The following is a 12,247-nucleotide window of genomic DNA, read 5'->3' as shown; positions in this document are numbered from 1 at the left end:
ACATAAGTACTGAGATAGGATAATAAATCATCGGTTTATCAAAAATTGGAAGTAACTGTTTACTTACTCCTTTAGTGATCGGATATAAACGAGTGCCGGAACCTCCAGCTAAAACAATGCCTTTCATGATAATAGATTACAGATCAAATATTAATCAATAGAACTATTTGGATACTGATTTTCCTCTATCATCTTCAGCATATCTACAGCCTCCTGTTCATCTATCGATAAAGTTTTATTATCCCAATAATCTATAATTGCATGAGCTTCCTTTGCCAACTCTTCTTCAAAAACTTCTCCATAACAATATGTCAAAAGCTGACACTTGAGCAAAGAAGACGGGAGAGACTCTAACACAAGCAAGGAACGATCCAGAATAACCTGTTTCTTAGATTCCTTATCGCCATAATCATAGATTGTTGCATTGTAGCCCATCAAGAGAGCCAGGCAAAGTCGTGCTTCTTCTTCCGGATTTTCTCCTTTCAAAGCAAACAAAGCATCAGATTTTTGAAGCACTTCAGTGTTTAATTGACGGAAACTGTCGGCATAGATAGGAGAACCGTCAGCGCCCAAATACAATAATTCGTGAGCCACATGTTGCAGCTCATGAATCTGGGTCATAAGAGTATTCATTTTATATGATAAAATATTACTGATTACGGTGCGAGAATGCGAAGGTAGCTTTTAGGAACCTTGACACTGGCAGATAAAACGCCACGAATACGGATAGTGACATAAGTACGATTAGAAAGACTGGCCAGTTCACCTTCAACTCCACAAAAATCTCCCTTGATAACTTGTACTTTGGTGCCAACTGCGAAACAATCATCGTTGAGGATAACAGCAGCAGGGTCGAGATTCATGACAAACATAAAATCTTTCATCTGCTTATCGGGAACAATAAGCATACTCTTAGTGTCAAAATCACGCATATAGAAAAGACGAACCCCGTATTCGTTGGCAATAGCACAAGCAAACTCTTTGGTAGCATGTACGAAAATAAGATTACGAATGACAGGAACTTCTACACGACGCCGGCGATATTTCAATTGACGAATGACAAATTGGGTCGGCAAAAAGTACTCGACGCCTATTTTCTCTAATGCGTCACGAGTAGTAAGCTCCTGATCCTTACGGGTACGGGCAGCGAACCAATATTCTTGTTGTTGAGACATTTAGAAGGATATATTCCTGAGTGATTTACTTAAGTCCGGGTATGCTTCGCAGTTGGGTGAGACTCTTTTTCTCAGCCAAACTGCAAGATTTTTTATGACTTATTTTAGGTGGAAACGAACGGATTCGATCAATTGATGTTTCAAAAGACGTTCGTTTAATAGCACAAAGGTATAAACTAAATTTTGATGTACAAAATATTTTTAGATGAAAAAGTAAATATACTTCTTTATATGCTGATTATCAGATAATAATCTGGTAATAAAAACAGCTTTTTACTTATTTTGCATGTGGTCTTTTATCTCCATAATTGATGTTTCAAAAGACGAACGTCTTTTGAAACACATTCACTACTGAATATCAGTTAATTACCAAAGAATTTACTCTTTTTGTTCTTTTTACGTTTACCACATAATATACTGATAATAAACAAATTACCCAACAAAATAAAATCTTCATTATTCTATCTATAAAGGTTTAGAAACTATATACTCCCAAAAGCATTCTGTCACATTGTATTTTGAGTAACTTCAGGAATCCCTTATTTACGGACCACTGACTTAGTTGTTATAAAAAACACCAGGATTCCATTTTCACCAATATCATATCTCCACCAAATAAATCAGATCACCAGTCACAAGTTCAATAAACATGTACTAATTTCAATCAGTAAGCAACGGCAAAGGCATCCTATACCTCCAAAATAACATTCAGGAATGATTCATATTGACCTATGTTACAGAAAAGAATTCTATAGTTTTTGTTCAATAAATGAAACCGTTAGGCAAAAAGTAGGAGAATTTTCAATAAAAATGAATTTCGTAACTATACGAAGTTAACTTCGTATTTTCTTATAACTAACTTCTTCTTCACAAGAAGTTAATGTTTTGCAAAGACGAAGTTAACATCGTATGAAGAGTACACGTATGAAGAAACGAATTAAAGGCAAGTTAATGCTCCATCACTTGCTATTTCATCACTTTCTCAAGACAACAGAGTTTTTAAAACAAGAAAAAAGCAGACTTAAAGATATCAGAATCTCTATTTTACTATCAGAATAACAGAAGAGGCAAACTTAATGAGGAATAGAAAAGGAAGTCGACAAGAGATAAAGTATTTACCTCCCGTCGACTAATAATGATTTTATGATCGTGATACTTGGAATCCCTTATCCGACAGCGTCATTTCAACGAAGCGTGCACGAGGATTCGGAGCGTTTTCTGTCAGTATCTTACGAATACGAACAGCAGCTTGCGGATCTTTCGCTACCATATATAGGTACCCGCCACCACCGGCTCCCGGCAATTTATATCCCAAAGTATAATCTTTTATCAGATCGATAATTGCCTCCACAGCCGGAGGATTCGTTCCGCTATCCAATGCTTTGTTTTGTTCCCAGGTTTTTCCTACTAAACGGCCAAACTCAACAAAACTTCCACGCTGTATAGCTTCATTCATATCCAATGCATGTGCCTTCATTTCCGAGAGCAAATTGAGATGCAACGATGAATTGAGGAACATGGAACTGACTATTTCTGCCAAGATTCCTTTTGCCGTACGAGTTATGCCGGTATAATAAAGCAAGTGACAGTCTTTATATTCAGGATGCGTAAATAAATGATCGGGCAGCCACCGCACCAATGGGCTTTGAGCAAAGCCCGCCTCGGTCTGAAGAAGCTTCACACCCTGCAACACACCTCCATACTGATCCTGCCATCCACCACCGGTAGTCAACAATTGTTCAAGAACAAGGGTGCGTTGACAAATCTCATTCTTATCCCAGGCTAAACCACAGAAATCGTTAATGGCACCAAGTACGGTAGAAGCTAAAATAGAACTTGTACCCAAGCCGGAACCTGCCGGAATAGCCGCCAATAAAGTCACTTCAATACCTGCACCGAAATCTTTAAGCTGTTCCTCCAATGAAGCATAAGATACAGCAGAAAACGCAGGTGCAAAGCCTGCCAACGATAGAGCGGCTTTCGGTATAGAGAATGGTGAACCGATCTTCTTATAATCCTGCAATTCATCAAACGTAGATACTATTTCCATGGCACCCATATCGATAGAACGCAGGACGATATGGAAGTCTTTGCACGGCTTCACATAAACCTGTAAGGGAGGTTGTCCGTTCAACTCAATGGCCAGATTCACAACGTTTCCTCCCGAATAAAGTGAATAAGGAGGAGTGTCGGTCCACCCTCCTGCCATATCGATACGTACAGGACTGCGTCCCCAAACAATCTGATCGGAATATACATCCAGTTTTGGTTCACTCTTGCGGTTGCTGATCTCGCCCAACAATCCATCGCGCAGCAGATCAAAAGCAGCCTGTTCTTCCGGACGATAGTCTTTCCCATCTAATTTCAAAATACGCGCACGCAACATCCGGTTATGGATTCGTGACATCTGCAGAGCATCCTCAGGCAATAACTCAGGCATATCCAAACCAAGACGTACAAAATCTTCGGCCGCATCGGCCAGATCGAGCTGATAAAAAACACTTTTTTCATGATTAACGGCCAATGCTTTCCAGTTTCCTTTCCGAAACTCTTCACGCTGTGCATACAAACGTTTCAGATTGGCACCTGCCGAAATCTCGTCTGCAGAGAAACGTTCGGAACGTAACCAAATGCTCTTTCCCTCTTCCAACTCAGGTTCGGACAGCATCCACCTCAACACCAATCCCAATTCTTCAGCAGATTTAACCAAAGGAAATATAGAAGCAGCCTGCAAGTCGTCCGTACGTCCTTTCAAATCTGTATATGAAAGACCACGTTTCGCCATCCATTCACCCAAAGGAATACCCGTCAGGGTTGTTTTAGAATCTCTCAAATCTCCTTTGAAAACATCGTCCAGACCGTATGGACGGGCAACAAAGCCCTTATCTCCCATCGGAACCACATCTACACACACTCCGGCAGGAACAGTCAATGTCCAGTCATTTTCCGGTACACCGGTTATGATATGTCGTGAAGCTATCTTCCACTGAGCCCCTATATGGCTGTTTTCAATCCATAAATCAGCATTTTCTGCACAGAGAGGTATCTGCACTACAGCATTTTGGACAAACATAGCCGGATTGGGTTTTACTTTACGATGCATGATACGACGCTGATCGTACACTTTATTCTGCACAGAAAGAGTGGAAGAAATCAGCTCTTTACTGGTACCATAATGATAAAACTCTCCCCCGGGCAAAGGTAAAATAGCAACCGACAAAGTATTCACCTCTTCATCTTCAATGCACGGGTGTGCGCCAAGAGCCAATCCAAAATCGGAATAAAGATCGTAATATCTCAGTTCCTCAGAATTCTCTTTATAGGAACGCTTCATCAACACCTCCACAGCACGGTCACTCAAAAGCCAGATGCCAATATCCATCAGAAAAAGATGAGTCTTTGACAATGACTCCAGTTCATCCAAAGAAGGTTTTTGGAGCATGAAGTCAAGTTTTTCAGGATGTTTCCGGTCGGAAGCAAATACACCATGATGAGTGGCCAATGAAGGATCAACCCATAGTCCATAGCAAACTACATCTGCATCCGGAATGGTTTGTAAAGGCTTCTCCGAACGAATATATACATCACCGCTCGCAATCAATGTATGCAGATTTTCCGGAGCTAAAGACATGATCTTTTCATACAGAGGCAACTGTAAGGAAAGCAAGTTCTGCCCAAGGTGTTGCCCCCTCTCCCATCGGAACACAGGAACCGGTGTCAGTATCTTGCCCGATGGTGCGTAACCGGGCAGACGACGGCTTTGTCCGCCTGCATGCAACAGAATTCTTTTCTCTTTTCCCAGCCACCCGGAAAAAGAGATCCCGTCAGCAAATTCGTTATAACATTCTTTCAGTAACCAAGCTGTTCCACCTCCGGAACCAAGTTTTTTGCCTACCGGATCGGAAGTACAAAACCAATCGGTACGGTTTACCCGCTCTAATTCATGAAAGGACTGAACCAGATTAGGAGGCAAAGATAGTAGTTTTTGCATATCGTCAGAGTTTAAATATACGTTCCATCATTTTCCATTTCTCGTGTGATGCTTGTCCTGGCAACGAACGCTGGAAACGGGACATATAAGCTTCCCATTCAGCCTGCCGAGGCAGTTTAGCCAGACGTTCGTTATCTTTTATCCAATCGAATTCATCTACCGTATCGACAATCATAAAGAGAGTATGTTCGTGGATATAAATCTGCATATCGAGTATCCCGACTTCACGGATACCTGCTTTAATTTCCGGCCACACATGCTGATGTTCTGCAACATAAGCACGAATCAATTCCGAATCGTCGTACAATTCGAGTGTTTGGCAATATCTTTTCATGGTATTATAAATTAAATAAATATCTTATTTCTAAAAAGGCAAAGGTCCGTCATTGCTTCCTCCGAACGGATTACCTCCCTGAGGGGCAAATTCAGCTGGAGGCGGAGGTACACTCCCGGTATTATTCATGCGCGACCCCAACATAGCTCCTGCATCAGGCAACGGAATCACCATATCGTCATCCGGATTCTGGAAACGGGTATATTCACCTTTGAATCGCAACAGAACATCGCCAACTGCACCATTACGATGTTTAGCGATAATAATTTCGGCCATTCCACGGAGATCGTTTCCTTTATCATCCTGAAATATCTTGTAATATTCGGGACGGTGAATGAAGCACACCATATCGGCATCCTGCTCAATGGCACCGGATTCACGAAGGTCACTCAACTGAGGACGCTTTCCTTCAAGTCCTTCACGACTCTCGACACCACGGTTCAACTGTGACAGAGCAATAATCGGGATATTCAACTCCTTGGCAAGTCCCTTCAATGAACGTGAAATGGTACTGACCTCTTCCTGGCGGCTGCCGAATGCCATACCGCTGGCGTTCATCAACTGCAAGTAGTCAATGATGATAATTCTCACTCCATGCTCACGTACCAACCGACGCGCCTTGGTACGAAGTTCAAATACGGAAAGTGAAGGTGTATCGTCCACATAAAGCGGTGCATCCAGCAAATCCTTTAGTTTATAATCGAGCTGTTGCCATTCATAAGCTGCCAATTGTCCGCTCTTGATTTTTTCACTCGGAATTTCACAAACGTTCGAGATCAGACGATTGACCAACTGAACGTTACTCATTTCAAGAGAAAACAAGGCTACCGGATTCCTAAAATTCACGGCAATATTCTTAGCCATTGAAAGTACAAAAGCCGTTTTACCCATGGCCGGACGGGCTGCAATAATTATCAAGTCGGATTTCTGCCATCCGGAAGTCATCTTATCCAGTTTGGTATATCCACTCTCCAATCCGCTCAGACCATCGGTACGTGCGGCGGCTTTCTGAATCTGTTCGTAAGCTTCCGCTATGATCGGATTGATCTGCGTATAGTCTTTCTTCATGTTCCGCTGCGAAATCTCAAAGAGTTTTCCTTCAGCTTCTTGCATAAGATCATCTACATCAAGAGTCTCATCAAACGCCTTACTCTGAATATTACTTGTAAAAGTTATAAGTTCTCTTGCCAGATATTTTTGTGCTATGATACGAGCATGATATTCAATGTGAGCAGAAGATGCCACTTTACTGCTCAATTGAGTAATATAAAATGGTCCTCCGACTTCTTCCAATTCGCCACGCTTACTGAGTTGCTCTTTTACTGTCAGAATATCTACCGGTTTTTGATTAACGGCAAGGTCGGTAATAGCAGCATAAATCAACTGATGCCGATGTTCATAAAACGATTCCGGACGGAGAATCTCACTCACCAGCGAATAAGCATCTTTTTCAATCATCAAGGCCCCGAGCACAGCTTCTTCCAGTTCCGGCGCTTGCGGCTGGATACGCCCATAATCATTTACGGGTTGAACCTTGGACTTAGTGGTACTACGGGTATTTCTTCTTTGTTCGGCCATCTGTTTTTTTATTGAAATATAGAAAATGAATAGTGGATTAAGTTGTATACATCCACAAAATGTAGGCAAAGATAATTCTCTATTATCAATTTTCCATTATCAAATCTGAATTATTTATTTAACTTTGCGTCCATTAGATAGCATTAATCATTAACCACGAATCATTAATAGTCCAAAGACATGATTACATTTCCGAATGCCAAAATAAACCTGGGGCTGAACATTACTGAAAAACGTCCGGACGGATACCATAACCTGGAAACAGTGTTCTATCCTGTACCTCTGGAAGATGCTCTGGAAATTACAATATTGAATGACTCTAAACAGAAATTTGCTTTGCATCAATCCGGTCTTGAAATCAGTGGAGAACCCGAAAACAATCTGGTAGTAAAAGCTTATCTTTTACTTGATCGGGAATTTCAATTACCCCCGATAGATATATACTTGTACAAACACATTCCTTCGGGTGCCGGATTAGGAGGTGGCTCTGCAGATGCTGCTTTCATGCTGAAGCTGCTAAATGAAAAATTTCACCTGCATCTGACAGACGAGAAACTGGAAGAATATGCTGCCATGTTAGGAGCAGACTGCGCTTTTTTTATAAAAAACAAACCAACTTTCGCAGAAGGTATCGGAAATGTCTTTTCCCCTGTCGATTTATCACTGAAAGGGTATCAGTTAGTACTTGTAAAACCCGATATCTTTGTCTCGACGCGGGAAGCTTTTTCATTCATTAGGCCCCGCCATCCCGAACATTCATTAAAAGAAATCATCAAACGTCCGGTAAACGAATGGAAAGACAACATGCTGAATGATTTTGAAGAAAGTGTCTTCCCACAGTACCCTGTAATCGAAGATATCAAAAAAGAACTTTACCGCAAAGGAGCCGTATATGCTGCCATGTCTGGTTCCGGTTCATCTGTCTTCGGTTTATTCAACCCTGAAGAAGAAATAGCAGATTTAGATTTCGGCCAGGCATTCTGTTTTCAAACGAAATTGAAATAGCCCCATCATAAATTATAATACAATGAAAAACTACTTATTGGCATACGGATGTGCTATGCTTTTATTAGCCTCTTGTACCTCTCCATCAGGAGAAACGAAAGCGCCCGGACAGATAGATATTGTTGGAAAAATTAAAAATCCAACGGAACTTAAAGCTTCCGATTTTCTAAAGGAAATCAATTATATAGCATTAGAAACCACAGACAGTTGTCTGATCAATAACAATCCGGATATACAAGTTTATAAAAACAACATTATCGTTAGCACAAACAAGCAATGCTTAGTCTTCGATAAAACCAACGGCAAATTCATACGTTCTATCGGACATGTAGGTAACGATCCGGGAGGATATAGTGAAGCGACTTTCTGGATCGATGATGTGGCAGAAGAACTATATTTTGTCGGGTGGAACGGTAGTTTAATGCGCTACGATCTGAAAGGTAATTATTTAGGCGAAGTTAAGGTTTCCAAAAGCTTAGGCCCAAGAAATCCTGCTTGCTTTGTTTTCACAGATTCATTAATCATCAGTTACCAATCCGACCTTTTCCCGATAAAAGGAACGGAAAAGAAGCCCCCTTTTCTCCTCCTTGACAAAAAGGGGGAAATATTAGACAGTATCCCATCTCTACTGCCAGTTATACCCGTAGCCATAAATACAATACGAATAAACATATTAAAGAATGAAAAAGCACGAGAGTTCTACGGCAACATGGGGATCTATGGCATGATAATAGCATACTTTAACAGTGATGAGGTCATTGAATCTCCACGGATGCTTTCTACATTATGGAAACATGATGGAAAAGTACGTTTTAAAGAAGCTTATCTGGACACAATCTACACCTTATCCGGAAATAAGTCACATCCTTATCTGGTTTTCAATACAGGAAAATATCATTATCCGGTAGAAGAAAGATACCAGAAAAAGAAAAATGATGAAAGAATTAAAATCGATCATGTGATGGAAAGTGCTTCAATCATCATATTCCAGTTCAGGCAGAGAGATGAGGTATACACCGGCATATACAATAAAAACACTCAAACGACTCAAGTGAGCAAAGGACAGAGTTTTATGAACGATATTGATAACTTCATGCCTCTGAATCCCCGTAGATGTAATGCTGATAATGAATATGTAGATCTTATTCAGGCAAGTAGTGTTTTAGAATGGATGGAAGAGCATCCGGAAATTAAACCAAATGGCAAGTTTGCTTTTGCAAAAGAGATCAACGAGGAATCTAATCCGGTAGTCATCTTTATGAAATAGATTTTTCAAGAATCAAAAAACTAAATATTTTGGTTATTTAACTACAACAAATAGTTTAATCACTAAAATATTTAGTTTATTTGTCCTTCATAACGAACAACAGGTATTTTATAACCTAAAATAAATGATAAAAACATGAAGAGACAAATTGTACCATGTGGCATTTTCGCCCTATTATTATTGCCTTCTTGCAATAGAACACAGCAAACCTCGGAAATCAATCAGATAGATATTGCCGAAGGAATAGAAAAACTGGCAGAGCTCAAAGTATCTGATCTTGGAAAAACAATCCAATACATCCCTTTAGAAACAACAGACTCTTGTTTAATCGGAGATTTTCCGGAAGTTAAACTTTTGGATGATAAGATTATGATCCATAATGGGAAACAATGTTTGTTGTTTGATAAGCAAACCGGAAAGTTTATTTGCTCCGTAGGACATAGAGGAGATGATCCGGAGGCTTATAATAGTACTAATGGATATCTGAATCCACAAAACCAGTTGTTATATTTTAACCGTGAACCTAGTCAACTGGTAAAATATGACCAAAAAGGTAAATTTGCGGGAATCATTACCATTCCCACTCCGGAAACCTCAACCGGCAGTATTCAAATAAATCGTCCCGGACTCAACGGATTTATATTTTGTGATTCTATTATTGTAGGACATTATGTAGGTGGTTTGGGTCAGAAATGTCCCAGTTCGGTATTATACTTTTCTGAAAAAGGCAATTTTATAGATACAATCCCTAATATTATACCTGAATTAGGTACAGGGCAGGTAGACGATATTAGCAGTATTTCCGTACGCAAAGGATTCGGACTGTTAGGTGGTATCATCCACATACAATACCGTAATGGAAAGCAGAGCATTTGTGTGCCTAATCATACGGCACTTTGGAAAAATAATAATGAAATCCGTTTCAAGGAATTGTTTACTGACACCATTTATACATTGAAAGATTATCAATTGGAAAAACACATGATATTCAATACCGGCAAATATCATTGGCCGGCAGAAGAACGAACACTTTCGGAAAACAATAGTGACCGTATCCTGGTCAGCTATGCAATAGAGAATAACAAATTACTCTATTTCCAATTTATCAGAGGACTATACACAGAAAAGCCTGTTTTATACAATGGAATTTATGATAAAAAGACGAAGGTAACCCATATAGCTTTAGCTGATAATAAATTCATCGATGACTTAACTCAGCTTATGCCTTTCAACCCTACTTTCTTTAATGAAAAAGGAGAATATGCCTCTTTAGTCCAGGCAGACGACATTCTTAGCTGGCTGGAGGAACATCCTGAAATAAAAATAGAGAAAGAACTAAGTGTCTTAAAAGAATTGAATGAAGAATCGAATCCGGTAGTAGTATTGGTAAAGTGATTTAAAAGTGTAATCACATTTTGTTCTCAGACAATAATCTGACAAAGCGGAAGAAGATAAATCAAATAAAGTTCATAATAAAAAAACAGTACCACGACTCACGTCGTAGTACTGTCACAACACAAACACAAAATAAAACACGACAAAACTACTATGCAATCTTACCTGTCTATGCCGGGGAGGCATAAGTACCAATTATGGATATTCACATACACATAAACAGCATCAGGCCGATTTGCATCCTATAAACAAATGTATAAAAACATTTGTTCATTTCTTATATGTTAATTAAAACAATATTCTAATTTATTGGATACCTCTTTCACGAAGTTTCAACTGCCAAGCCCATGCAGAGCGCAGTGTATCTTCAAGAGTTTCCTGTGCCTTCCATCCTAATTCATTGTTTGCATAATCAGGATTAGCCCACACTTTTTCTATATCACCGGCACGGCGCCCTACAATCTGATAGTTCAGTTTTACGCCTGTAGCTTTCTCAAATCCGTTGATCAGTTCAAGAACCGAAACTCCACGACCTGTACCGATATTGAAAGTCTCAACTTTATCTTTTTGTTTCTTTTCAAGAATACGTGCGATAGCAATCACATGTGCTTTGGCAAGATCTACAACATTAATAAAATCACGGATACATGAACCATCGGGTGTATCATAATCATCACCAAACACGCTCAGTTTTTCACGAATTCCGATAGCTGTCTGGGTTAAATATGGAACAAGATTTTGTGGTACGCCATTAGGAAGTTCTCCCAATAATGCTGTTGGATGAGCACCGATCGGATTAAAGTAGCGCAACAAAATAGCATTTATCGGAGCACCTGAAGTTACAGTATCCCTGACAATCTCTTCGTTAATCTGTTTTGTATTTCCATAGGGAGAAGTAGCTTTCTTAATCGGAGCATTCTCTGTTACAGGTAATTCATCCGGTTCACCATATACAGTACATGAAGAAGAAAATACAATACCTTCTACACCATGTTTTGGCATCAGCTCAAGCAGATTGATTAAAGAAACCAGATTATTGCGGTAGTACAGCAATGGTTTTTCTACAGATTCACCTACTGCCTTGCTGGCTGCAAAGTGAATAATTGCCTTAATACCTTTATATTTATTGAACACGGCATCCAAACCGTTAAAATCCAAACAGTCCAGTTTCTCAAAAACAGGACGAATACCTGATACTTTCTCGATGTTATCTACTACATCAGCATTTGAATTAGATAAGTTATCAATGATGATTACTTCGTATCCACTGTTTTGCAGCTCTACTACAGTATGAGAGCCGATATATCCGGTTCCGCCTGTTACTAAAATTCTTTCTTTCATAACGTGTATAATGGTTAGTTTTTTCGGTTTTCTTGTAAAGTGTTTGCAAATGTAACAAAATAAATTTAGATAAATGCACAAAAAACGAATATTATTTCATGATGGAAATGTGCATTAAGACAAAATAACAGAAAAAGCGACGGAAGAACTACCTTAACGAT

The 12,247-nt window shown here is 39.6% G+C and carries 10 protein-coding genes; 3 read left to right on the top strand and 7 right to left on the bottom strand.

The window, feature by feature from the left end; genetic code table 11:
- The 6 genes from ISX59_RS12165 to dnaB all read right to left on the bottom strand — a co-directional run.
- Positions 1–127: sugar phosphate nucleotidyltransferase (locus ISX59_RS12165; protein ID WP_250727506.1), on the bottom strand; the 127-nt coding region annotated here is incomplete at its 3' end.
- Positions 128–150: 23 nt separating this feature from the next.
- Complete coding sequence (locus tag ISX59_RS12160) at positions 151–621, bottom strand: UpxZ family transcription anti-terminator antagonist (protein WP_220575935.1); 471 nt, start codon at positions 619–621, stop codon at positions 151–153.
- A gap of 35 nt (positions 622–656) precedes the next feature.
- Positions 657–1,175 carry a capsular polysaccharide transcription antiterminator UpeY gene (upeY, locus tag ISX59_RS12155; RefSeq protein ID WP_005778177.1) on the bottom strand — a complete coding sequence of 173 codons (519 nt, stop codon included), beginning with the start codon at positions 1,173–1,175 and terminating at the stop codon, positions 657–659.
- A 1,141-nt stretch (positions 1,176–2,316) separates the two neighbouring features.
- Positions 2,317–5,166, bottom strand: a complete 2,850-nt coding sequence (locus ISX59_RS12150) for a bifunctional fucokinase/fucose-1-phosphate guanylyltransferase (protein WP_032542581.1) — start codon at positions 5,164–5,166, stop codon at positions 2,317–2,319.
- A gap of 4 nt (positions 5,167–5,170) precedes the next feature.
- On the bottom strand, positions 5,171–5,500 hold the full coding sequence (locus tag ISX59_RS12145; protein WP_005778184.1) for an L-rhamnose mutarotase: 330 nt from the start codon (positions 5,498–5,500) through the stop codon (positions 5,171–5,173).
- Between the two features lie 30 nt (positions 5,501–5,530).
- Complete coding sequence (dnaB, locus tag ISX59_RS12140; RefSeq protein ID WP_032530667.1) at positions 5,531–7,078, bottom strand: replicative DNA helicase; 1,548 nt, start codon at positions 7,076–7,078, stop codon at positions 5,531–5,533.
- A gap of 180 nt (positions 7,079–7,258) precedes the next feature.
- On the opposite strand from dnaB, the gene ispE reads away from it, so the two are divergent.
- The 3 genes from ispE to ISX59_RS12125 all read left to right on the top strand — a co-directional run bounded on the left by ispE (position 7,259) and on the right by ISX59_RS12125 (position 10,745).
- On the top strand, positions 7,259–8,083 hold the full coding sequence (gene ispE, locus ISX59_RS12135) for a 4-(cytidine 5'-diphospho)-2-C-methyl-D-erythritol kinase (protein ID WP_032530668.1): 825 nt from the start codon (positions 7,259–7,261) through the stop codon (positions 8,081–8,083).
- Between the two features lie 22 nt (positions 8,084–8,105).
- Positions 8,106–9,350 (top strand): DUF4934 domain-containing protein, encoded by a 1,245-nt coding sequence (locus ISX59_RS12130; protein ID WP_220575934.1) that lies wholly within the window; start codon positions 8,106–8,108, stop codon positions 9,348–9,350.
- Positions 9,351–9,485: 135 nt separating this feature from the next.
- Complete coding sequence (locus ISX59_RS12125; protein WP_220575933.1) at positions 9,486–10,745, top strand: DUF4934 domain-containing protein; 1,260 nt, start codon at positions 9,486–9,488, stop codon at positions 10,743–10,745.
- A 306-nt stretch (positions 10,746–11,051) separates the two neighbouring features.
- On the opposite strand, the gene galE is transcribed toward ISX59_RS12125, so the two are convergent.
- Positions 11,052–12,086 carry a UDP-glucose 4-epimerase GalE gene (galE, locus tag ISX59_RS12120; protein WP_005778195.1) on the bottom strand — a complete coding sequence of 345 codons (1,035 nt, stop codon included), beginning with the start codon at positions 12,084–12,086 and terminating at the stop codon, positions 11,052–11,054.
- Between the last annotated feature and the right edge of the window lie 161 nt (positions 12,087–12,247).

The organism is Bacteroides sp. FSHCM14E1 (genome assembly GCF_019633785.1).
Taxonomy (GTDB): Bacteria; Bacteroidota; Bacteroidia; order Bacteroidales; family Bacteroidaceae; genus Bacteroides; species Bacteroides hominis.
This window is presented reverse-complemented; position numbering and strand designations above follow the sequence as displayed.

What these genes read in the sequence shown, in the direction of transcription:
- galE (WP_005778195.1), bottom strand. Translation starts at nt 12,086, where the DNA reads ATGAAAGAAAGAATTTTAGTAACAGGCGGAACCGGATATATCGGCTCT.
- ISX59_RS12145 (WP_005778184.1), bottom strand. Translation starts at nt 5,500, where the DNA reads ATGAAAAGATATTGCCAAACACTCGAATTGTACGACGATTCGGAATTG.
- ISX59_RS12150 (WP_032542581.1), bottom strand. Translation starts at nt 5,166, where the DNA reads ATGCAAAAACTACTATCTTTGCCTCCTAATCTGGTTCAGTCCTTTCAT.
- ISX59_RS12130 (WP_220575934.1), top strand. Translation starts at nt 8,106, where the DNA reads ATGAAAAACTACTTATTGGCATACGGATGTGCTATGCTTTTATTAGCC.
- dnaB (WP_032530667.1), bottom strand. Translation starts at nt 7,078, where the DNA reads ATGGCCGAACAAAGAAGAAATACCCGTAGTACCACTAAGTCCAAGGTT.
- ISX59_RS12125 (WP_220575933.1), top strand. Translation starts at nt 9,486, where the DNA reads ATGAAGAGACAAATTGTACCATGTGGCATTTTCGCCCTATTATTATTG.
- ISX59_RS12160 (WP_220575935.1), bottom strand. Translation starts at nt 621, where the DNA reads ATGACCCAGATTCATGAGCTGCAACATGTGGCTCACGAATTATTGTAT.
- ispE (WP_032530668.1), top strand. Translation starts at nt 7,259, where the DNA reads ATGATTACATTTCCGAATGCCAAAATAAACCTGGGGCTGAACATTACT.
- upeY (WP_005778177.1), bottom strand. Translation starts at nt 1,175, where the DNA reads ATGTCTCAACAACAAGAATATTGGTTCGCTGCCCGTACCCGTAAGGAT.